This window comes from Pseudomonas sp. EpS/L25, from assembly GCF_001512295.1.
Lineage (GTDB): Bacteria > Pseudomonadota > Gammaproteobacteria > Pseudomonadales > Pseudomonadaceae > Chryseomonas.
Genome location: NZ_LNUP01000002.1, coordinates 812,034 through 833,564 on the forward strand (window position 1 = coordinate 812,034; position 21,531 = coordinate 833,564).

Annotated in this window: 22 protein-coding genes; 12 read left to right on the forward strand and 10 right to left on the reverse strand. The window is 67.5% G+C overall.

From position 1 onward, the window contains the following. The first annotated feature begins 55 nt into the window (after nucleotides 1-55). Genes AR540_RS04825 through AR540_RS04835 form a run of 3 tightly spaced genes read left to right on the forward strand, consistent with a single transcriptional unit; the run spans nucleotide 56 to nucleotide 3,917 of the window. A complete protein-coding gene (locus AR540_RS04825) occupies nucleotides 56-973 on the forward strand; it encodes an AAA family ATPase (protein WP_059226693.1) in 918 nt (305 codons plus the stop codon). After that, entirely contained in the window at nucleotides 943-1,926 is a 984-nt protein-coding gene (locus AR540_RS04830; protein ID WP_442963756.1) for a DUF58 domain-containing protein, read from the forward strand. The genes AR540_RS04825 and AR540_RS04830 overlap by 31 nt, the downstream gene beginning before the upstream one ends. Then, nucleotides 1,923-3,917, forward strand: coding sequence for a transglutaminase TgpA family protein (locus tag AR540_RS04835; protein WP_059226695.1), 1,995 nt, complete (start codon nucleotides 1,923-1,925; stop codon nucleotides 3,915-3,917). The genes AR540_RS04830 and AR540_RS04835 overlap by 4 nt, the downstream gene beginning before the upstream one ends. A 9-nt stretch (nucleotides 3,918-3,926) precedes the next feature. Here the strand turns inward: AR540_RS04835 and AR540_RS04840 are convergent, their stop codons facing one another. From AR540_RS04840 to AR540_RS04850, 3 genes are all read right to left on the reverse strand, one after another. Next, the gene (locus tag AR540_RS04840) at nucleotides 3,927-4,106 is read right to left on the reverse strand and encodes a hypothetical protein (protein ID WP_059226696.1); all 180 of its coding nucleotides are present in this window, start codon (nucleotides 4,104-4,106) and stop codon (nucleotides 3,927-3,929) included. Between the two features lie 74 nt (nucleotides 4,107-4,180). Then, the gene (locus AR540_RS04845) at nucleotides 4,181-5,455 is read right to left on the reverse strand and encodes a methyl-accepting chemotaxis protein (protein ID WP_059226697.1); all 1,275 of its coding nucleotides are present in this window, start codon (nucleotides 5,453-5,455) and stop codon (nucleotides 4,181-4,183) included. A gap of 160 nt (nucleotides 5,456-5,615) precedes the next feature. Beyond that, on the reverse strand, nucleotides 5,616-6,446 hold the full coding sequence (locus AR540_RS04850) for a TatD family hydrolase (protein ID WP_059226698.1): 831 nt from the start codon (nucleotides 6,444-6,446) through the stop codon (nucleotides 5,616-5,618). An 88-nt stretch (nucleotides 6,447-6,534) separates the two neighbouring features. Between AR540_RS04850 and AR540_RS04855 the strand changes: the two genes are divergently transcribed. Continuing rightward, the gene (locus AR540_RS04855; RefSeq protein ID WP_059226699.1) at nucleotides 6,535-7,965 is read left to right on the forward strand and encodes a transglycosylase SLT domain-containing protein; all 1,431 of its coding nucleotides are present in this window, start codon (nucleotides 6,535-6,537) and stop codon (nucleotides 7,963-7,965) included. Nucleotides 7,966-8,119: 154 nt separating this feature from the next. Next, nucleotides 8,120-8,425, forward strand: a complete 306-nt coding sequence (locus tag AR540_RS04860; RefSeq protein ID WP_059226700.1) for a hypothetical protein — start codon at nucleotides 8,120-8,122, stop codon at nucleotides 8,423-8,425. Here AR540_RS04860 and AR540_RS04865 read toward each other — a convergent pair. From AR540_RS04865 to AR540_RS04880, 4 genes are all read right to left on the reverse strand, one after another. Then, entirely contained in the window at nucleotides 8,409-9,539 is a 1,131-nt protein-coding gene (locus AR540_RS04865; protein WP_065242504.1) for a GGDEF domain-containing protein, read from the reverse strand. The genes AR540_RS04860 and AR540_RS04865 overlap by 17 nt on opposite strands. Nucleotides 9,540-9,648: 109 nt before the next feature. After that, nucleotides 9,649-10,152: a transcription elongation factor GreB gene (greB, locus tag AR540_RS04870; RefSeq protein WP_059226702.1), complete on the reverse strand. Its 504-nt coding sequence runs from the start codon at nucleotides 10,150-10,152 to the stop codon at nucleotides 9,649-9,651. Between the two features lie 3 nt (nucleotides 10,153-10,155). Continuing rightward, complete coding sequence (locus AR540_RS04875) at nucleotides 10,156-12,666, reverse strand: ABC transporter permease (protein WP_059226703.1); 2,511 nt, start codon at nucleotides 12,664-12,666, stop codon at nucleotides 10,156-10,158. Next, entirely contained in the window at nucleotides 12,663-13,337 is a 675-nt protein-coding gene (locus tag AR540_RS04880) for an ABC transporter ATP-binding protein (protein ID WP_059226704.1), read from the reverse strand. The genes AR540_RS04875 and AR540_RS04880 overlap by 4 nt, the downstream gene beginning before the upstream one ends. 133 nt (nucleotides 13,338-13,470) lie before the next feature. Here AR540_RS04880 and AR540_RS04885 point away from each other — a divergent pair, with 133 nt between their 5' ends. From AR540_RS04885 to AR540_RS04895, 3 genes are all read left to right on the forward strand, one after another. After that, the gene (locus tag AR540_RS04885; RefSeq protein WP_236712024.1) at nucleotides 13,471-14,040 is read left to right on the forward strand and encodes an arylesterase; all 570 of its coding nucleotides are present in this window, start codon (nucleotides 13,471-13,473) and stop codon (nucleotides 14,038-14,040) included. Nucleotides 14,041-14,139: 99 nt separating this feature from the next. Then, complete coding sequence (locus tag AR540_RS04890) at nucleotides 14,140-14,421, forward strand: hypothetical protein (RefSeq protein ID WP_059226706.1); 282 nt, start codon at nucleotides 14,140-14,142, stop codon at nucleotides 14,419-14,421. A gap of 216 nt (nucleotides 14,422-14,637) precedes the next feature. Then, nucleotides 14,638-15,615 carry a L,D-transpeptidase family protein gene (locus tag AR540_RS04895; RefSeq protein ID WP_059226707.1) on the forward strand — a complete coding sequence of 326 codons (978 nt, stop codon included), beginning with the start codon at nucleotides 14,638-14,640 and terminating at the stop codon, nucleotides 15,613-15,615. A gap of 128 nt (nucleotides 15,616-15,743) precedes the next feature. On the opposite strand, the gene AR540_RS04900 is transcribed toward AR540_RS04895, so the two are convergent. Next, on the reverse strand, nucleotides 15,744-15,995 hold the full coding sequence (locus AR540_RS04900; protein ID WP_007160560.1) for an Lpp/OprI family alanine-zipper lipoprotein: 252 nt from the start codon (nucleotides 15,993-15,995) through the stop codon (nucleotides 15,744-15,746). 586 nt (nucleotides 15,996-16,581) lie between these two features. Between AR540_RS04900 and AR540_RS04905 the strand changes: the two genes are divergently transcribed. Further along, a complete protein-coding gene (locus tag AR540_RS04905; RefSeq protein WP_058790539.1) occupies nucleotides 16,582-16,863 on the forward strand; it encodes a GNAT family N-acetyltransferase in 282 nt (93 codons plus the stop codon). 59 nt (nucleotides 16,864-16,922) lie between these two features. Here AR540_RS04905 and AR540_RS04910 read toward each other — a convergent pair whose 3' ends face one another. Further along, nucleotides 16,923-18,002 (reverse strand): 3-deoxy-7-phosphoheptulonate synthase, encoded by a 1,080-nt coding sequence (locus AR540_RS04910; protein WP_059226708.1) that lies wholly within the window; start codon nucleotides 18,000-18,002, stop codon nucleotides 16,923-16,925. A 166-nt stretch (nucleotides 18,003-18,168) separates the two neighbouring features. On the opposite strand from AR540_RS04910, the gene AR540_RS04915 reads away from it, so the two are divergent. From AR540_RS04915 to cysB, 3 genes are all read left to right on the forward strand, one after another. Further along, a complete protein-coding gene (locus tag AR540_RS04915; protein WP_082706911.1) occupies nucleotides 18,169-18,495 on the forward strand; it encodes a thioredoxin family protein in 327 nt (108 codons plus the stop codon). A gap of 163 nt (nucleotides 18,496-18,658) precedes the next feature. Further along, a complete protein-coding gene (locus tag AR540_RS04920) occupies nucleotides 18,659-19,141 on the forward strand; it encodes a universal stress protein (protein ID WP_059226710.1) in 483 nt (160 codons plus the stop codon). 112 nt (nucleotides 19,142-19,253) lie between these two features. Beyond that, a complete protein-coding gene (gene cysB, locus AR540_RS04925) occupies nucleotides 19,254-20,228 on the forward strand; it encodes an HTH-type transcriptional regulator CysB (protein ID WP_059226711.1) in 975 nt (324 codons plus the stop codon). A 294-nt stretch (nucleotides 20,229-20,522) separates the two neighbouring features. Here cysB and AR540_RS04930 read toward each other — a convergent pair whose 3' ends face one another. Further along, nucleotides 20,523-21,446 carry a LysR family transcriptional regulator gene (locus AR540_RS04930; protein WP_059226712.1) on the reverse strand — a complete coding sequence of 308 codons (924 nt, stop codon included), beginning with the start codon at nucleotides 21,444-21,446 and terminating at the stop codon, nucleotides 20,523-20,525. Nucleotides 21,447-21,531 lie beyond the last annotated feature (85 nt).

Below are 21,531 nucleotides of genomic sequence, written 5' to 3' on the forward strand. Positions count from 1 at the left end.
TCGTTCTGCAGGCCGACGCCTTCTCGCGTCGGCGCAAGGCGAGAGACCTCAGGGTATGCACGATAGGTTGAACGCCTGTCTCAAGGCGGTAGACGGCGTTTTGTTGGGCAAGGAAACCCAGGTCCGGCTGGCGCTGGCCTGCCTGCTGGCACGGGGGCACCTGCTGATCGAAGACCTGCCCGGCATGGGCAAGACCACCCTCAGCCATGCCCTGGCCAAGGTGCTAGGGTTGTCCTTCCAGCGCATCCAGTTCACCTCGGATCTGCTGCCCGGCGATATCCTCGGCACCTCGGTGTTCGATCGCGACAGCGGCCAGTTCGTCTTCCATCCCGGGCCGGTGTTCGCCGAGTTGCTGCTGGCCGACGAGATCAACCGCGCCACGCCCAAGAGCCAGAGCGCCCTGCTCGAAGCCATGGAGGAGGGCCAGGTGACCATCGAGGGCGCCACCCGGCTGCTGCCCGAGCCCTTCTTCGTCATCGCCACCCAGAATCCCATCTCCCAGGGCGGCACCTTCGCCCTGCCGGAGTCCCAGCTCGACCGCTTCCTGATGCGCCTGTCGCTCGGCTATCCGGGCCGCGCGGCGGAACGGGCGCTGCTGCTCGGCGGTTCCGGGCGCGAGCAGCTGCCGCGGCTGGAGCCCCTGCTGGACCACGCCCAGCTGCGGCTGATCCAGGCCGAGGTGCCGCGCATCCATGCCAGCGAGGCGGTGGTGGACTACGTCCTACGCCTGGTCGAGGCGACCCGCAGCCAGGCTACCTTCGCCCTGGGCCTGTCACCCCGTGGCAGCCTGGCGCTACTGGCCGCGGCGCGGGCCTGGGCACTGCTGGCGGGGCGCGACCATGTGCTACCCGAGGACGTCCAGACAGTGCTCCCGGCGGTGGCCGGGCATCGCCTGCGCGACATCGCCGATCCCGCCGGGCATGGGGGTGGCGCCCTGGTGCAGTGGCTGCTGCGCGAAGTCCCGGCGCTGTGACCGGCGGCGCCTGGCAGCGCTATCGAGACGGCTGGCTGGCCCGGCGAATTCCACCGGCCAATCGCATCACCCTCGATCAGCGGCGCATCTTCATCCTGCCCACTCGCCAGGGGGCGGCCTTCGGCCTGGCCCTGGCGCTGATGCTGCTGGCCGGCATCAACTACCAGAACAGCCTGGCCTATGGCCTGACCTTCCTGCTGTTCTCCCTGGCCCTGGTGACCATGCTGCACACCTATCGCAACCTGGCCGGCCTGCACCTGGCGGGTGGCGGTGCCAGCCCGGTGTTCGCTGGCGAGTCGGCGGGCTTTCGCGTGCGCCTGGAAAGCGAGCGAGGGGCGCACCAGGCCATCGGGCTGGGCTGGCGTGACCAGCCGCTGGTGCTGAGTGACGTGCCTGCCGGCGAGGGAGTGGCCCTGCAGCTGTTCCACCCGGCGCCGAACCGTGGCTGGCTGCGGCCCGGACGCCTGCGGGTGGAAAGCCGGTTTCCCCTGGGCCTGTTCGTCGCCTGGAGCTGGCTGGACCTGGACGTACGCGGTCTGGTCTATCCGTCGCCCCTGCTGAACGCACCCCTGCCGCGCAGCGGGCTGGATGCGGGTGGCGAGGAAGGGCAGCGCAGCGCCGGTCAGGGCGCCGATGACTTCCAGGGGCTGCGAGCCTACCAGCCGGGCGATTCCCGCCGCCGCCTCGACTGGAAGGCGTTTTCCCGCGGGCAGGGGCTGTTGGTGAAGGATTTCAGCGCCCTGGTGGGCAGCGAACTCTGGCTGGATTTCAGCGTGCTCGATGGCGATACCGAGACCCGGCTGTCCTGGCTGTGCCAGGCGGTGCTGGACTGCAGTGCCCGCCAGCTGCGCTTTGGCTTGCGCCTGCCCGGGCTGGAGCTGGCGCCCGCTAGCGGCGAGAGCCATCGCGATGCGGCGCTGCAGGCCCTGGCCCTGTTCGGGCGGCCGACATGAGCACCGCCGTGTCGCAACCCATTCCGCGCATCGCCCTGATCTGGCTGCTGGTGGCCCAGGCGCTGGTGATCCTGCCGCACCTCACCCATCTGCCGCCCTGGGTCGGCTTGCTCTGGGCCTTCTGCGCCGGCTGGCGGGTGCTGCTGTTCCGCATGCAGGTGCGGGCGCCGACGCGGATCGAGAAGGGCGGGCTGCTGCTGCTGACCATGGGGGGCATCTGGCTGTCGCGCGGCTCCTTCATCGGCCTGGATGCCGGCGCCGTGCTGCTGCTGGTCACCTTCGCCCTGAAGCTGATCGAGATGCACAGCCGGCGCGATGCCCTGGTGGTGATCTACCTGGGCTTCTTCGCCGTGGTAATCGCCTACCTCTTCGAAGACGGCCTGCTCGCCGCGCTCTACAGCCTGCTGCCGGTAACCGCCCTGGTGGCGGCCTTGATCGGTCTGCAGCAGAGCGTCCTGGCCACGCGTCCGCTGGCGACCCTGGGGGTGGCCGCCAAGCTGCTGTTGCAGGCGGTGCCGCTGATGATACTGCTGTTCCTGGTGTTCCCTCGGCTCGGCCCGCTCTGGTCGCTGCCACAGCCGGGCGACCAGGCGCGTACCGGGCTGGGCGACAGCATGGCACCGGGGGAGATCGCCCAGCTCTCGCAGTCCGCCGAGCGGGTGTTCCGCGTCAGCTTCGACGGCGAGCGCCCCGCCCAGCGCGACCTCTATTGGCGCGCCACCACCTACGAGCGTTTCGACGGGGCCCGCTGGTCGGTCGATCCCGATACGGCCTGGGGCCCGGAGCCGACCTGGACCCCCAAGGGGCCCACTCTCGGCTACCAGATCATCATGGAGCCGAGTGGGCGACCCTGGCTCTATGGCCTGGACGTGGCGCGCAGCGATCAGCGGGACGTGCGGCTGGCCAGCGACTTCCATCTGCAACGCCGGCGGCCGGTGGACCAGGCCCTGCGCTACCAGGTGACCAGTTGGCCGCAGGCGGTGCGCGAGGCGGGGCGGCTGTCCGCCTCCAGCCAGCGGCGAGCGCTGCAATTACCCGCTGGCGGCGAACCCCGTACCCGCGCCTGGGTGGCCCGGCTCAAGGCGCGCGATCCACGGCCCGAGGCCCTGGCCGAGGCGATCCTCGCCTATTTCCGCCAGCAGCCCTTCGTCTATACCCTGCAGCCGCCGACCGCCAGTGTCGATGCCATCGATGCCTTCCTGTTCGACAATCGCCGCGGCTTCTGTGCCCACTATGCCGGCGCCATGACCTTTGCCCTGCGGGTGGCAGGCATTCCGGCGCGGGTGGTGGCGGGCTACCAGGGTGGCGAATTCAACGCTGCGGGTGGCTACCTGCTGGTGCAGCAATTCGATGCCCATGCCTGGGTGGAGTTCTGGCTGCCGGAGCGCGGCTGGGTGAGTGTCGATCCCACTGCACAGGTGGCGCCCACGCGAATCGAGCGCGGCTTGCAGGAAGCGTTGGCCGCCCAGGGCGCCGCCAACGAGTTCCTCGCCGACAATCCCTTCGCCGCCAATCGCTATCGCAACCTGGCCTGGCTCACCAGCCTGCGGCTGGGCTGGGACCGGATCAACTATGGCTGGCAGCGCTGGGTACTCAACTACGAAGGGGAGACCCAGGGCGACCTGTTCAAGCGGCTACTGGGTGAAGGCGGCCTGCAGCGCCTAGGCCTGGTGCTGGCGCTGCTGGTACTGGCGGTGCTCGGACTCATGGCGCTGCTGGTGTTGCGACCCTGGCAACGCTCCCCCGATCCGCTGTTGGCGCGCTTCGGGCAGTTCGAGCGGCTGCTGGCTCGCCAGGGGGTGGCGCGCCAGGGTGGCGAGGCGGCCGGGGCCTTCGCCCGGCGAGCGATGCAGTCCTTGCCGGCGGCGCAGGCGGAGATCGCGGCCTTCACCGAGGCCTTCCAGGCGCAGCGCTATGCCGGCCGGCCGCAAGACCCGGCGGCGCTCGAGCGGGCGCTGAAACGGCTGCGGCGGCAGCTGCGTGCGGGCTAGGTACGGGCGCTAGGCGCGCAGCGATACGCCCGCGGGCAGGCGGTCCGGCTCCTGCAGCGCGAAGGCCACCAGGCAGACTAGACCGGCCAGGATCGAGGATTGAGGATGGGCACTGCCCAGGGCCTGGGCAACGCAACCCAGGCCCAGGAACAGCAGGACGGCGGAGGTGAAGGTAGTGACCGAGCGCATGACGGGTCTCCGAAAAGGTGCGGGCATCTTGCCGCCTGTCGGGCAACCGTGCGAATGCGCTCTCGCTATGGGGGCTATAGGCGCAACTGGCGGATCGCCTGGTTCAGGGTTCCTGCAAGACCGGCCAGTTCGGTGCTGGTGGCGGCCGACTCCTGCGTGAGCAGCATGGTCCTTTCGGTGACGTCGCGGATGCCTACGACCGACCTGCTCATCTCTTCCGCCACCTGGGCTTGCTGTTCCGCGGCGACGGCGATCTGGGTATTGCTGTCGCGCATCAGGGTCACGGCGGCGGTGATGTCGGCCAGGGCTTGCCCTGCGGCGCCGGCCTGGATCACGCAGTCGTCGGCCTTGAGCGAGCTGTCGCGCATGAATTCCACGGCGTCGCGAGTACCGGCCTGGAGGCCGTCGACCATGCGGGTGATCTCGTCGGTGGAGCCCTGGACACGCTTGGCCAGGTTGCGGACCTCGTCGGCGACCACGGCGAAGCCGCGGCCGGCCTCGCCGGCGCGGGCCGCCTCGATGGCGGCGTTGAGGGCCAGCAGGTTGGTCTGCTCGGCGATACCGTGGATGACGTTGACCACACTGGTGATGCGCTCGCTGTTCTCGGCCAGCTCCTGGATCATCACCGCGGTCTGCTGCACGCCCTGGGAGAGGTCGGCGATGGAATGGCTGACACGCTCCACCGCCTGTTGGCCGGCATTGGCCAGGCGGTCGGCTTCCTGGGACTGGTCACGGGTACCGGCAGCGTGTTCGGCGATCTGCTGCACCGTGGCGCTCATCTCGTTGATCGCCGTGGCAGCCTGGTCGGTCTCCTGCTGCTGATCCTGCATGCCACACCGTACGCCCTGCATGCCGCTGACCAGGCGCCCGGCGCCTTCGTCCAGTTGGGCGGCGCTGGCGGCGACGGTACCGACGACGCGGGTGTAGCTGTCCTGCATGGCGTTGAAGGCCTGGGTCATCTGCCCGACCTCGTCGCGCCCGCGCACCTCGACCCGGGCGGTGAGATCACCGTCGCGTTCCACCCGCAGCATGGTGTCCTTGAGGCGTTGCAGATTGCCCAGGATGAAGCGGATCAGCAATTGCGAGGCCACCAGCAGCGCCAGCATCAGCACCCCCACGGCCAGCGCGTATTCCGGCGCCCGGGCCAGGAAGACGTCGCCGAAGGTCGGGGCGCTGAGCGAGGCGGCTGCCTCGCCCAGGGCGGCCTTGACCGCCTTGAGCTGCTCGGCGCGGCCGGATACTTCCAGCTGCATGGCGAACAGCACCAGCAACAGGCTGGTGAGGAAGGCGACGGCATTCACCGCCCAGAACTTGTACTTGAGAGAGAGATCACGCAGCCAGGCGAACATAGGGGGCATCCAGTCGGCGGGGCCGCACAGCCTGACAGGCCGGCGCGCCTCGAATCTTGACTGGCGTCAACATCCTGCAGGGAGGAGGGCGACGCCGTGGAATAAGCCCTGAGGTTAACGGCCTGCGCGATCTCGACTTTAGCGTAACGGCGCCGGGCCCTTACTCGAACTCCTCGGCCCGCTCTGGTATGGCGCTTTCCGGCAGCGCGAAGAACGCGCGGGCGGTGGCCGTTGTGTGCAGGGCGGTCTGCTCGGGTGTTTCGTGACGCAGGCGGGCCACGGTGCGCAGGATCTCCGGCAGGAAGGCCGGCTCGTTGTGACCATGGCGCGGCTTGGGTCTGAGGGTGCGTGGCAGCAAGTAGGGGGCGTCGGTCTCCAGCATCAGCCGACCGACCGGGATCTGCCCGACCAGTTCGTGCAGGTGCAGGCCGCGACGCTCATCGCAGATCCAGCCGGTGATGCCCAGGTGCAGGTCCAGATCAAGGTAGCCATAGAGCGCCTTGCGCTCGCCGGTGAAGCAGTGCACCACCGCGGCTGGCAGGTGGTCGCGGTAGTCGCGCAGGATCGCCAGCATGCGCTCGCTGGCGTCGCGCTCGTGGAGGAACACCGGGCGGCGCAATTCGGCGGCCAGCGCCAATTGTTCCTCGAAGCAGCGTTCCTGCTGTGGACGGGGCGTGAAGTCGCGATTGAAGTCCAGGCCGCATTCCCCCAGGGCGCGCACCTTGGGCTGGCTGGCCAGGTCGCGCAGGGTCTTGGCGGCGGCGGCATCCCAGGTCGAGGCCTCGTGGGGATGGACCCCGGCGGTGCTGAACAGGGCGTCACCGGCGTCCAGGCGCAGGCAGAGATTGAGGGCGTTTTCGCTGTCTTCGAGCGTGGTGCCGGTGAGCACCAACTGCAACACGCCGGCGGCGTGGGCCCGCTCGATCACCGCGTCCACCTCCTTGAGCAGGCTGGGGTGGGTAAGGTTGACGCCGATGTCGATCAATTGCATGGTGCTGGCCTTCTGCAGACTTTATTTCTTCATTCTATCCATAGTCCGGGTGCTATCGGCGCTGTCCCGGCCAGGTCAGGAGTCCTGGATGCCGTTTCGATTCACCCTGGCTGTGCTCGGCTGCCTATTCGCCTGTTCCGTCCAGGCCCGTCTGGGTGCCTTGCCGCCCGAAGCCCCGCGTCACGTCGCGGCGCGCGATCTGGTCGCCATCGAGCGCGCTGGGGAATTGCGTGTGCTGGTCAACCAGAGCCGCCACAGCTCCGGTGAATGGAACGGCCAGGCACTGGGCATCGAGTATCGGCGGCTGCAAGCCTTCGCTCGCTATCTCCAGCATCAACCCGGTGGCCGGCCGCTGCGTCTGGTGTTCGTACCCAAGGCCAAGGAAGACCTGCTGCCGGCGCTGCAACGGGGCGAGGGCGATCTGGTGGCACCCGGGGAGACCCTGCTGCCGCCAGCGCATTCGGCCCTGATCGCCGCGCCGGTGGCGGCGCCCACCAATCTGGTGGTGGTCAGCGGTCGTGGCCAGCGCCTACCGCGGCATTTGGAGCTATTGGCGGGGCGGCGGGTGGTCCTGCCCCAGGGCAGCGAGGCCGGTTCGGCCTTGGCGCGGCTCAATACCCAGTTGGCAAGACGCAAGCTGAAACCGGTGCAGATCGAGTGGGCCGATCCCACCCTGGCGGTGGAAGACGTGCTGGAGCTGACCCAGGCTGGTATCTATCCGCTCACGGTGGTCGAATCCGGCCTGGCCCATCGCTGGGCGCGGGTACTGCCGCGCCTGCGGGTGGCTGATCGGCTTGTAGTTGCCCATGACCAGGTACAGCTCTGGTATCTGCGCGGCCCGGCGCAGCAACTCGCCGAACGGGTGCGCGCCTTTGCCCGACAACCCCAGGCACGCGACGACGACAAGGCTTTTCGCCAGGCGTCCGCCCGTCGCTACCAGGTGCGCGATCCACTGCAGGCCCATGACCGCAAGCGACTGGCCCAGGTGCGGCCGCTCCTGCAGCGCTATGCCAAGGCTTACGACTTCGACTGGCTGACCCTGGCTGCCATGGCCTACAAGGAATCCGGTCTCGATCCCCAAGCGCGGGGCGCCGGGCGTGCGGCGGGGCTACTGCAGATCACCCCGCGGGCAGCGCGCAGCGTCGGGGTGCGCAACCTGCATTCCGCCGACGACAACGTCAAGGCCGCCACCCGCTATCTGGCGCGGCTGCGGCGGGAATTCTTCGCCAGTCCGCGGCTGACCGAGCGGGAACGTCGCGCCTTCACCCTGGCGGCCTACAACCTGGGTCCGGAACGTGTCCAGGCGCTGCGGGCCAAGGCGCGCCAGCAGGGGCTGGACGGCGACCGCTGGTTCTTCCAGGTCGAACGCATCGCCGCGGAGGAGGTGGGCATCGGGGTGGTCAACTACGTGGCCAGCGTCAACAAGTACCGGGTGGCCTTCAGTCGGGAGCGCGCGCGCCTGGAGGCGCCGGCCGTGGCGGCGACGGGCACCAAGGATGCCAGGCACGAGGATGGTTGAAGCCCGCTTGACAGGGCCGCCGGGCCCTCCCTAGGATGATCCCGCGCCGATTTAAACAGCAACTTGCGGGGCGCTCCCAAATACCGCTAAAGCGCTGGACGGAACAGGCCTCGTACTACCGCCCAGCTGGATCTACGAGGCGGAATTTCGTCCCATGCTCCCTCTCCCGCTACGCCTTACCCCGCTGACCCAGGGCAAGCTCGCCTGCCATCCCGCCATCCTCCTTGGTGGTCCCGACCAGCCCACGCTGCTGCGCTATCTCGAAGGCTGGCCCAAGCGCTGGCCCCACAGCCGCACCCTGCAGATCCGCTTCGCCGATCAGGTCGAACAGCTGCGTGCCTTCGGCGACGATAGCTTCGACTTCGCCGTGGTGCAGTCGCCCGGCCGGGCCGGTCTCGAACCCCTGGTGCGGGAACTGACCCGGGTGGCGCGCCAGGGTGTGATCACTCGGCGGCGCTAACCGTGGGGTGGGCCACCCGGAAGCCGCCCTTGCCCGCCAGTTTGGCGGTGTAGAGCGCCTGATCCGCCCGTGCCAGCAGGCTCGGGCCGTCTTCCAGGGGCTGCTGCAGGGCGATGCCGATGCTCGCGTTCATACCCTGCGCCGACAGGCGTTCGAGGATGCGCTGTGCCAGCTCCCGAGCGCCCTCTTCGGTGGCGTCCTGCATCACCAGCAGGAATTCATCGCCCCCCAGGCGTCCGGCGAAATCGCTTTGCCGCACGCTGCCGGCCAACAGGGCGCCGCAGGCTCGCAGGAGGCGATCGCCCGCGGCATGGCCCTGTGAGTCGTTCACGCCCTTGAAGCCATCCAGATCGAGATAGAAGACCGCCACGCTAGCGGACCATGAGCGGGGCCGGCGCAGGGCGCCCTCGAGCAGAGCGAGGATGCCGGCGCGGTTGTAGAGCCCGGTCAGGTCATCATGGGTGGCGTGCCAGCGGCTATCGGCCTCGGCGGTCAGCGACCGCAGCAGATTGCGGTTGAGATTGTTCAACAGGATCCAGTTGGCACTCAGGTAAAGCGGCGCCTGCAACAGGAACAACCGCAGCATCGGTTCGGGCTGGAACAGGGTGGCCAGTTTCATCGGCACGTCGGTCAGCAGGATCTGCAGGAAGGCGTAGCGCGGGATACCCTGGTTGCGCATGGTGATGGCGCCGTTCATGGCCACCGCCGAGGTACAGCCCAGCATCTGCAGCACCGCATCGCCGCTGAGGATGCAGGCGGCCGTACCCATGCCCAGGGTGGCCGTCCAGAGCAGCCCGAGTATCAGGGATACTTCGCTGAGCAGCGGCGGCGCCAGCCCCCCCATCAGCTGGATGCAATGCACCAGTACCAGGCGCGCGAGCCAGATCAGGGTATCGAGAATCATCCAGCCAATGAACACCGGGGTGGGATTCAGGAAGGCACAGGTCCAACTGATCAGCAGGCTGTTCAGGGCGCCGGCGAAGAGGGCGCTGCGTGAAGAGAACGGGCCGCCCAGCAGTTGCCGCAGCAGGTTTTCATCAAGCGGATCCCGATTGGTAACGAGCCAGCGCAAGCGGCGGTTGGTGGGCAAAGCGTAGAGCGTTGGCGCTCTCATGCAGCGAATCCTGCTTGGAGATGGCGGTCCTCCGCCGTTCATGCCGCAAATTTGCCTGATTTATGTGATCTGCATCACGTTTTTCTGACGGGAGTACCTGTCGAAGCGATCAATCATCGAGGTAGTCGATCTCGACGATATACCAGCGCTGCTCGCCGGCCGGCGTCTGCAACCGCACTTCCGCGTCCACTGCCTTGCCCACCAGGGCCCGCGCCAGGGGCGAGTCGATGCTGATGAGGTTCTGCCTGAGGTCCAGCTCGTCCGGGCCGACGATGCGATAGCGCGCCTCGACGCCCTCGTCGTCCTCCAGGGTGACCCAGGCGCCGAAATAGACCTTGCCCGGATCGGCCGGGCGCTCGCGGATCACCTTGAGATTCTCCAGGCGCTTGCGCAGGAAGCGTACCCGGCTGTCGATCTCGCGCAGCATCTTCTTGCCGTAGATGTACTCGGCGTTTTCCGAACGATCGCCCAGCGCCGCCGCCTCGCTCACCGCCTGGGTGACCTGGGGCCGGCGCACGTTCCAGAGTTCATGGAGCTCGGCGCGTAGCCGGGCCTCGCCAGCGGGGGTGATCAGGGGGGTGCCGGCGGTGCGCGGTGGTCGGTAACGACTCATGGATCAGCTTTCTCTCAGGATCAGTAACGGACTGGCGGTGATGGCCCGCCGCGTGCCCAGCAGGCCGGCCGTGCCCACCAGCAGGGCGCCCAGCACCGGCAGCAGGAGCAACCAGGGGTGGGGCTGCCAGTCCAGGTCGAAGGCCAGCCGATAGAGCAGGGCGCTGACGATCTCGCAACCGAGCGCGGCGAGCAAGCCGCTGGCGCCGCCGAGCAGGATGAATTCGGTCCGTCGCGCCCGTTGCAGCAGCTCGCGCCGCGCACCCAGGGCGCGCAGCAGGGCACCCTGGCGGATGCGCTCGTCGAGGGTCGCCTGCAGGCCGGCCAGCAGCACGGCGATGCCGGCGGCGAGCACGAAGAGCAGCACGAACTCCACCGCCACGCTGACCTGGCGCAGGATGCTGCGCAACTGATCGAGCAGGGCGTCGATGGGCAGCAGGGTCACCGCCGGGAATTGCCGCGCCAGCGCCAGCAGCTCGCGGTCGTGGCCGGGCGGCAGATAGAAGCTGCCCAGGTAGGTCACCGGCACGCCCTCCAAGGCCCCCGGGGCGAAGATGACGAAGAAGTTGGGCTGGAAGTTGTCCCAGCCGACCTGGCGCAGGCTGGTGATCCGCGCCTCGATCTGGCGGTCGCCGATGACGAAGCCCAGGGTGTCGCCGAGGCCCACCCCCAGGCTGCGCGCCAGCTCGCTTTCCAGCGAGACACCGGGCAGGTCGCCCGTCGGCACCGCATCCCACCACTGGCCGGCTTCCAGCCGATTGCCGGCCGGCAGCTCGGCCGACCAGGTCAGGTTGAGGTCGCGCCGGGTGGCGCGTCCGCCGCGGGAGTCGTCTTCCAGGCCTTCCTGGGCGGGATGGCCCTTCACGCTGACCAGGCGGCCCTGGACGATGGGGTAGAGCGGGCTGGCATGGGGCGAGAGACCGGCCACCGCCGTGGCGAAGGCCTGGCGTTCGTCCGGTAGAACATTGAGGGCGAAGTGGTTGGGCGCCTCGGCCGGCAGTTGCGCCTGCCAGCGCTCCAGCAATTCGCCGCGCAACAGCACCACCAGACTCATGGCCAGCAGGATCAGGCCGAAGGCCAGGGTCTGGCCCACCGCCGCCAGGGGATGACGGAGCAGTTGGCCCAGACCCAGGCGCCAGGCCAAAGGCGCCCCCTGCATGACCCGGCGCAGGCTGCGCAGGGCCAGGTAGAGCAGGCTGCCGAACAGCAGCCCGGCGATCAGGCCACCGACCAGCAGCGCCAGGGTCAGGCGCAGATCCAGCGACAGGCGCCACATGATCAGCCCGAGGGCGAGCAGGGCGCAGCCATAGACGGCCCAGGTCCGCAGAGGCACCGGTTGCAGATCGCTGCGCAGCACCCGCAAGGGCGGCACCCGGCCCAGGGCGGCCAGCGGTGGCAGGGCGAAGCCGACCAGGGCGACCAGCCCGGTGCCCATGCCGGCCAGTGCCGGGCCGAGCCCGGCCGGGGGCAGTCGCGTCGGCAGCAGGCCATGCAGCAGTTCGAACAGCACCAGCTGCGCCAACCAGCCGAACAGGGCGCCGAGCAGGCTGGCTGCCAGGCCCAGCAGCCCCAGTTGCAGGCCGTAGAGCGTCAGGGCATCGCGCCGGGTCAGGCCGAGGCAACGCAGCAGGGCGCTGGCATCGAAGCGCCGGGTGGCGAAGCGATTGGCCGACAGGGCCACGGCCACGCCGGCCAGCAGCACCGCCACCAGGCTCGCCAGGCCCAGATAGCGTTGGGCGCGCTCCAGGGCGTTGCCCAGCTGCCGATTGCCGTCGCCCGGCCCTTCGAAGCGCTGGTTGGCGGCCAGCTGCGGCGTCAGGGCCTGACGGTAGGCCGCCAGGGCCGCCGGTTCGCCGCGCCAGAGCTCGCGATAGCGCACCCGGCTGCCGGGCTGGATGACCCCGGTGGCGGTCACGTCGTCGAGATTGATCAGTACCCGGGGCGTCAGGCTGTAGAAGTCGCCGGCGCGATCCGGCTCGTAGGTGAGTATCCGGGTGATGCTCAGGGACTTGCGGCCGATGTCGAGGCGGTCGCCGACCTTGGCGTCCAGCGCCAGCAGCAGTCGGGGCTCCACCCAGGCCTCGCCGCTTGCCGGAGCGCCGCCCGGCTGGTCGGGCGCGTCCGGTGCCGCGGCACTGCGCACCTCGCCGCGCAGGGGAAAGTTGGCCTGGACCGCCTTGACGCTGGCCAGCTGCAAGGCCTCGGCACCCGCGGCCATGGTGCTGAAATTGAGCGTCCGGCTGTGCGCGAGGCCCAGGCGCAGGCCGGCGTCCACCTGCTCGGGGCGCGCCGGTTCGCTGCCGAGCAGCACCAGGTCGGCGGCGAGGAATTCGCTGGCGCGATTTTCCATGCCGGCGCCCAGGCGCGCGGTGAAGTAGCCGATGGCGACGCTGGCGGCCACGGCCACCACCAGGGCCAGGCAGAGCAGGCGGATTTCGCCGGCGCGGATCTCGCGCAGGCTCTGTCGCCAGGCCAGCGCGAACAGCCGCGCGAACGGTAGACCGGTCGTCCTCATGCCGCGACCTGCCGGCCGCCTTCCAGGCGCAGTTGGCGGGCGCAACGGGCGGCCAGGCGTTCGTCGTGGGTCACCAGGACCAGGGTGGTGCCGCGCTCGTGGTTGAGCTCGAACAGCAGGTCGCAGATGTGGTTGCCGGTACGGCTGTCCAGATTGCCGGTGGGTTCGTCGGCGAAGAGGATGCTCGGTCGCGGCGCGAAAGCCCGTGCCAGGGCCACCCGCTGCTGCTCGCCCCCGGAGAGCTGGCGCGGATAGTGGCGCAGCCGCTCGCCCAGGCCGACTCTTTCCAGCAGGGCGCTGGCCTCCGCGCGGGCCTCGCGTGCGCCTTCCAGCTCCAGCGGCAGCATCACGTTCTCCAGGGCGGTGAGGCTGTCGAGCAATTGGAAGGACTGGAAGACGAAGCCCACTCGCTCCGCGCGTAGCCGGGCGCGGGCATCTTCGTCGAGGGCGTCCAGGCGCTGTCCGGCGAGATGCACCTCGCCGGCGCTGGGCAGATCGAGGCCAGCCAGCAGGCCGAGCAGGGTGGACTTGCCGGAACCCGAACTGCCGACGATGGCCAAACTGTCGCCGGCCCGTATCTCCAGATCCAGCGCCTGGAGGATCGGCAGGGCGCCTTCCGCGCCCGTGACGACCTTGCTAAGGTTTCGCGCCATCAAGATGACTTCGCTCATGAGGTTTCCAATGCCGTATCCGAAAGGCCCGCAGACGGGCGGTTGTGGCGAGTTAGAGTCAAAAATCCGGGCGAAGTCCAGCGCGCCTTTGCGGCAAGGCATTGCCTGGCTGCTGGCGCTGCTCTGCCTGGTCATGACGCCGCTGGCCCTGGCGCGCACCCTGCTGGTGGTGGGCGACAGCATCAGCGCCGGCTATGGCCTGGCCGAGGGTCAGGGTTGGGTGCGGCTGCTGGAGCAGCGACTGCAGGCACAGAAGAGCGACTACCAGGTGGTGAATGCCTCCATCAGCGGCGATACCACCGCCGGTGGCCTGGCCCGCTTGCCGCCGCTGCTGGCCGAGCACCGGCCGGACGTGGTGGCCATCGAACTGGGTGGCAACGACGGCCTGCGCGGCCAGCCGCTGGCCCAGTTCCAGCGCAACCTCACCGCCCTGGTGCAGCAGGCCAAGCAGAGCGGTGCCCGGGTGCTGCTGCTGGGCATGCGCCTGCCCCCCAACTACGGGCCGCGCTACACCGATGGCTTCGCCCAGGTCTATGTCGACGTGGCCAAGGCCGAAGGGGTGTCCCTGGTGCCCTTCCTGCTCGACGGGGTAGGGGGCGATCCGTCCTTCATGCAGCCGGACGGCATCCATCCGCGGGCCAATGCCCAGCAGCGCCTGCTGGACAACGCCTGGCCGGAACTACAGCGCGTGCTGCGCGACTGAACGCCGGACTTTTCCCCGGCGGGCCTTTCCGCTAAGGTTGCGCGCCCCCGCCGGTCCGGCCGATCGACCGCTCGGCGGAACCGCCCCTGGAGTATCCCGATGTCCCGCCTTTCCCGGTCCATGCATGGCTATCAGCTGATCCAGCCCGATGCCCAGCTCGACCTGTTCGCCTGCCGCGAGGGCCGGGTCCATATCGTCGCCCGCCAACTGGAGCTGGGCTCGCCCACCGACCGCACCCTGTGCGGCACCCTGCTGCCGGCGCGGCCGCGCCTGCATCCGCTGGATCGTCGCGCGCTGGGCCTCAAGACCCTGTGCCCGGCCTGCATGGAGCGTTTGCAGGGCGCCAAGCGCGGCCTGCCCAATCCGTTACAGGCTTTTTGAGAGCCTGCTCAAAGTCTGCTGCGCGTCGGCCAAACGGCGTTGAAAAGCCCTTCGGAATGCTCATTTACCACTCGTAAACTCCGCTTCCTCAGGTCTTTTCGCCTTGTTTGGCTCTAGCTCGCGAGCCTTTGAACAGGCTCTAGGCTCTGCCGGACGTGGATCGGGGCGTGTACAATTCGCGCCTTCACCTCACTGCTCCTTGCAAGGATTCATCCCATGCCCGCGCGCGTTTCGACCCTGGTCGGTTCCCTCTCGCTGTTTGGTCTGTTGAGCGCGGGTACGGCGCAGGCATTGGAATTGCCGCTGCCGCCGCCCGGCGAAGACCTGGTCGGTGAGGTTCAGGTCATCAAGGCCGCCTACGAAGACACCTTCGCCGACCTCGGCCAGAAGTACGACCTGGGCTACAACGAGATGGTCGCCGCCAACCCGGGCGTGGATGCCTGGCTGCCGGGCGCCGGCACCGAGATCGTGCTGCCGACGCGCTTCATCCTGCCGCCGGGGCCGCGGGAAGGCATCGTCATCAACATCGCCGAATACCGGATGTACTACTACCCCAAGGGTGGGCACACGGTGTTCACCTATCCGCTGGGTATCGGCCGTGAGGGCTGGGGCTCGCCGGTCGGGGTCGCCAAGGTGGTGGACAAGATCAAGGACCCGGCCTGGTATCCGCCTGAGTCGATTCGCGCCGAGCACGCCGCCGAAGGCGATCCGCTGCCCAAGGTGGTGCCGCCCGGTCCGGACAATCCCCTGGGACCCTACAAGATCCGCCTGACCATGCCGGGTTACCTGATCCATGGTTCGGACCGGAAGTTCGGTATCGGCACCCAGACCAGCCATGGCTGCTTCCGCATGTACAACTTCAACGTCACCGAGCTGGTGCAGATGCTGCCGATCGGCACCCCGGTGCGGATCATCGACGAGCCCTACAAGTTCGGCGTCAGCCAGGGCAAGCTCTACCTGGAAGCCCACCAGCCGGTGAATCTCAAGGGCGACCCGACCGAGATCGACCGCCAGGCCGCGGTGGTCAATGCGCTGATCAAGCGTGACGACCTGCTGCAGGCCAACAGCGCGGTGAACTGGAATACCGTGCGTGACGTGGTGCAGGGCCAGGACGGCCTGCCGGTGGAAATCGCCGACCTGCCCGCCGGCGTGGCTCCGGGGACGGTGGCCAAGGCGCCTGCCAAGACCCTGTGATCCAGGCTGGAGGCGCCCAATCGAGGCGCCTCCGAGCAGCCAAACAAAAAGCCCGCCATCGAAATGGCGGGCTTTTCGTTTGCTCCGTGAAAGGCGACTGTTGCCACTCGCCTTCCCAGCCGGGGCGCTTACTTGCGGCTGGCTTTTTCCAGCATACGCAGGGCGCGCTCGTTGGCTTCGTCAGCGGTTTGCTGAGCTTTCTGAGCGGCGGCCAGGGCCTCGTCAGCGTGACGGTAGGCTTCGTCAGCACGAGCCTGAGCGCGGGCAGCGGCGTCTTCGGTAGCGGTCAGGCGAGCTTCGCTTTCCTTGTTAGCGGTGCTGCAACCAGTGGCCAGAGCAGCGGCCAGAGCCAGGGCGGCGAATTTCAGAGCATTGTTCATCGTAAACCCCTTGAGGTAGACATCCTGTTTTAAGGTCAATTTTCCAAGTGGAAAATTGCGGCTACATACTACTCATTACCGGTCGTAAGTAAACTGAGCGAGCCCGTTTGAAGGAGGAATTTTTGCGGAAAGTCTTCTCTCAGTCTCCGCGCGCTCGCCAAGCAGGCTTGCGACCGCTATCAGCCACAGCTTTGAGGGCGGAAAGCCTCGAACGTTTCAAAACGTTAGAGGATGGGCGGAAGATGTCAAGCCAGCTGAGGCTGCGTGTGGGCGATGGCGCCTGTTATAGTCGGTTTTCACGGTGCGACGGCTGGTTAGGTTCTGTACGAAAAGTCGCCGAGCGAAGGTTAGGCGAGGCGAAAAAGGCTGAGGAAGCGGAGTTTACGAGTGGTAAATGAGCACTCCGAAGCCTTTTTCAACGAAGCATCACCGAGCGCAGGCATTTTTCGTACAGACCCTAGAACCTGCCTCTTCCGCAGGGGTCTGACGCGCTGTGGCTCAGTCCTGCACAGGAAGGGTGCGTTCTCGTCTTCGGGTATCATCGATAACAATGGATAAGGCGGAGCCAAACCGCCAAGGAGTAGTCATGAACGAGTCCCTGCACGTGGAGCACGATGAGGCCAATCATCAATTCCACCTTTCTGTCGACGGCCAGCGCGCCTATCTTGCATACATGGATCTGGGCAAGCAGACCATGGATTTCTACCGTACCTTCGTCCCCGATGCCTTGCGCGGGCGCGGCCTGGCCGCGCGGCTGACCGAGCATGCGCTGAACTACGCCGAGAGCCGCGGCTACAGCGTCATCCCCTCCTGCTCCTACGTCGAGCACTATCTCGAGCGTCGCGGCCAGGTTACGCCATTGGCCTGAAGTGGAACGCAAAAAAACGCCGGGCTTGGCCCGGCGTTTTCGTCTGTGCCGTCGATCAGTCAGTCGCGCGCGCGACGCGGCAACACGTCCTTGAGCTTGCGGTGCATGTCGAGAATGCTCTTCTCGGTCATGGCCCAGTCGATGCAGGCATCGGTCACCGAGACGCCGTACTCCAGCTGCGACAGGTCCGCCGGGATCGGCTGGTTGCCGAAGCCCAGGTGGCTTTCCACCATCAGGCCGACGATGGAAGTGTTGCCCTCGACGATCTGGTTGGCGACGTTGTCCATCACCAGCGGCTGCAGGGCGGCGTCCTTGTTGGAGTTGGCGTGGCTGCAGTCGACCATGATGTTGGGCTTGACCTTGGCCTTCACCAGCGCCTGTTCGCAGAGGGTGACGCTGACCGAATCGTAGTTCGGCTTGCCGTTGCCACCGCGCAGCACCACGTGGCCGTAGGGGTTGCCCTTGGTCATCACCACCGAGACCTGGCCGCGCTGGTCGATGCCGAGGAAACGGTGCGGGCTGGAGACCGACTGCAGGGCGTTGATGGCGACCGTGAGGCTGCCATCGGTGCCGTTCTTGAAGCCGACCGCGGAGGAGAGGCCCGAGGCCATCTCGCGGTGGGTCTGGGATTCGGTGGTGCGGGCGCCGATGGCCGACCAGCTGATCAGGTCCTGCAGGTACTGGGGGGAGATCGGGTCCAGGGCCTCGGTGGCGGTGGGCAGGCCCTTTTCCGCCAGGTCCAGCAGCAGCTGGCGGCCGATGTGCAGGCCGTCCTGGATCTTGAAGGAGTCGTCCAGGTAGGGGTCGTTGATCAGGCCCTTCCAGCCCACGGTGGTGCGGGGCTTCTCGAAGTAGACGCGCATGACCAGATAGAGGGTGTCGCTGACCGTGGCCGCCAGGGTCTTCAGCCGCTCGGCGTATTCATGGGCGGCCTTGATGTCGTGGATCGAGCAGGGGCCGATCACCACGAAGAGGCGATGGTCCTTGCCGTCGAGGATGTCGCGGATGACCTGGCGGCCCTGGGCGACGGTGTCGGCGGCGAGATCGCTCAGCGGGATCTCCTGCTTGAGCTGCTCGGGGGTGATCAGCGGCTCGTTGGCTTCGATGTTGAGGTCGTTAAGGCGGGGCTGTGCGGCCATGGTGCTACTCGTCGGTCACGGCGCTGCGACAGGTCGGGGCCCGTGCAGGCAAAATGCAGAAGGAAGGGTGGGGCACCTTAACGCTTGTACCGCCCACTCACAATGGCTACGACGCGATTGGCCGCGTCAATGGCGTGCTTTGGCGATGATCGCACCGGGGTTGGCGATGGAACTGGATGATGGGACGGCGGATGCCGAGTTGCTGGCGGCGCCGGGGCGCTCCTTGCTGATCTTCACCAGCGTCGGCTGCGCCAGCTGCCGTGTGGCGCGCCAGGTGCTGCCGGCCGCGCGGCTGCCGGTGGAGCGACTGTACTGGGTGGATGCCGAACGCAGCGGCGGTCTGGTGCAGCGCTATGGCGTCTTTCACCTGCCGGCGCTGTTCCTGGTGCGCGACGGCGACTTCCTCGGCCCGGTGCAGGCGCCGCTGCGGGAGCCGGCGCTGGTGGCTGCCATCGAGGTGGCAGCAGACCGCGAGCCGGAGGAGTTGCCCTGAGCGGCTGCCTGGGTTGGGGGGGCGGACCGCGATAGCCCTTGACCGACGAACGTCCGAGGGCCTCTAGGGCGTGGCTCCCGGCGAAACTGGCAATAGGCTGCTACGCTGAAAGAGCTATCCCGCGTCGGACCGGTCAGGTCGGGTGACCTCGCCAGGAGGAATCGTGATCCGTTCCCTGCTCTACGCCACGGACCTGGGCCTGTGTTCGTCCTATGTCTTCCAGCACGCGTTGAACCTGGCTCGCATCCACCAGGCGCGGCTGTATGTCGTCCATGTGGTAGAGCCCCTTGGCCTGCTGGCCTCCACCCTGCTGCAACAGCACCTGGACGGGGAGTCCCTGGATCGCCTGCGCAATGGCGGTCTGGATCTGGTGCTGGAGACCATCGAGCAGCAGGTCTTCGAATCCCTGCGCCAGGACCTCCTGGAGACCCCGGCGACCCTGGGCCTGGTGCGGGCCGTGCGGGTACTCCAGGGGGATCCGCCGGTGATCATCCTCAAGCAGGCCCAGGACTTCGCCGCCGATCTGCTGGTGATCGGCAGTCGCAGCCAGGGCGACGATCAGATCGCGCCGCTGGGGCGGACGGCCAGCCGCCTGCTGCAGACGGCCCGTATCCCCATCTACTTGGTGCCGCTGCGTCAGGGCTGAGCGGTGGACGGTCGCTCATGCCTGTATGCGACTTAATTCGATTTTCGTCTAGAAAAAGCTGAATGGCTGCATTACTGTTATATGCTTGCGCACGGGTTAGCGAGGAGCCGGCATGAAGCTGCAACAGTTGCGATACATCTGGGAAGTCGCCCATCACGATCTGAATGTTTCCGCCACCGCCCAGAGTCTCTATACCTCGCAGCCCGGCATCAGCAAGCAGATCCGCCTGCTCGAGGACGAGCTGGGCGTCGAGGTCTTCGCCCGCAGTGGCAAGCACCTGACGCGGGTGACGCCCGCGGGCGAGCGGATCATCCAGACCGCCGGTGAGATCCTGCGCAAGTGCGAGAGCATCAAGCAGATCGCCCAGGAGTTCTCCAACGAGCGCAAGGGCACCCTGTCCATCGCCACCACCCACACCCAGGCGCGTTACGCCCTGCCGGACGTGATCAGCGAATTCATCAAGCAGTACCCGGACGTGGCCTTGCACATGCACCAGGGTTCGCCGACCCAGATCGCCGAGATGGCCGCCGACGGCACCGTGGACTTCGCCATCGCCACCGAAGGCCTGGAGCGCTTCAACGACCTGGTGATGATGCCCTGCTATCGCTGGAACCGTTGCGTGATCGTGCCGCAGGGCCATCCGCTGGCGAAGGTGGAGAACCTGACCCTGGAGCAGCTTGCCGAGCAGCCGCTGGTGACCTACGTCTTCGGCTTCACCGGTCGTTCCAAGCTCGACGAGGCCTTCGCCCGCCACGGCCTGGAGCCCAACGTGGTGCTGACCGCGGCGGACGCCGACGTCATCAAGACCTATGTGCGGCTTGGCCTGGGCGTGGGCATCGTCGCCGACATGGCGGTGGATCTCAAGGCCGATGCCGACCTGGTCTGCCTGGACGCCAGCCACCTCTTCGAGGCCAGCGTGACCAAGATCGGCCTGCGCCGCGGCACCTTCCTGCGCGGCTTCATGTGCGACTTCATCGGCCGCTTCGCGCCGCACCTGACCCGCGATGTCCTCACCGAGGCCATGCAGACACCGTCGCGGCAGGAGCTGGAGACCCTGTTCCATGGGGTGACGTTGCCGACGTATTGAGTTTTTCCCTGGCTGGTATCGCGGCCATGGGCCGCTCCTACAGGAGTTCTATTTACTCGTAGGAGCAACTGTCTTATCGCTGTGGGGATACCTCCCGTAGCGTGGAAAACGGCGCAGCCTTTTCCACTGGAGACTTGGTAGCGAGGAGGCCCTCACCCCAACCCTCTCCCGAGGGGAGAGGGGGCTATCCGAGCAGGCGTTCAGTTTCATCAGCCGCGGCAAAGATCACGTCAAACCGGCGTACCTCTTCCTGTAGGAGCGGCCCACGGCCGCGATGCTTTTATCCACCTTGCGTCACCCTTCAAGCCGCCACTGCTGCAGCAGCAACTGCGCGGCCGCCGACAACCCCGCGCCCTGGCGCACCAGGATCGAATAGGGCTCGTTGCGAGTACGCTGTACCACCGGCAGGCGGCGCAGCAGGCCGTGTCTTTCGCCGAACAAGGCGATGTCGCTGGGCAGCATGGCCACCTGGTTGGCGTCTTCCTGCAGCAGGCCGAGCAGGGTGAAGGTAGAGGCGGTCTCTACCGGATAGCGCGGGAACTCCAGTTCCGCCGCGCGAAACTCCCGCTCCAGGGTCAGGCGCATGGGCAGGTTGGCCGGATAGACGATCCAGCGACTGTCGACCAGCTCGGCCAGGGTCAGTGTCTTCGACTCCGCCAGCGGATGGCGGGGATGGCAGACGATCTCCAGCCGCTCTTCACGCACCTCCAGGCAGTCATAGGCGTCCGGCCGGCGGCTGACGCTGCTGCGGCAGATGGCCACTTCGATGCGCCCGGCGTCGAGCAGGTCGAGCAGGCGCACACTGGTGTCCTCGATGATCTCGATCCCCAGCTGGGGTTGCGCTGCCCCCAGGCGCGACACCGCGGCGATCAGGCGGGGCACGGCGCCCATGATCACCCCCACCGCCAGCCGGCCCCCTTCGCCCTGGAGAATGCCGAGCATCTCTTCGCGCAGATGGGCCAGGTCGCTCTCGATCAGCCGCGCATAGCGGATCACGCAGCGGCCCAGGTCGTTGGGCTGCAGCCCCTGGTGGGTACGCAGGAAGAGGGTGGCGCCCAGGGTGCTTTCGATTTCGTGCAGAGCCTTGGTGGCACCGGGCTGGGAAATGGCGATGCGTTCGGCGGCCTTGTGCAGCGAACCTTCCTCGTCGAGGGCGATCAGCAGGCGTAGTTGCCGCAGGCGCAGACGGGAGGCGATGGAGCCCAGGGATGGCAGCATGGGAATAACCGTTGGTTATCGCGGGATAGGGAGGTCTCATTAGGCAGGCCCCGTAGCGCCGAGTAAAGTCTCCTTCAGGCGATAA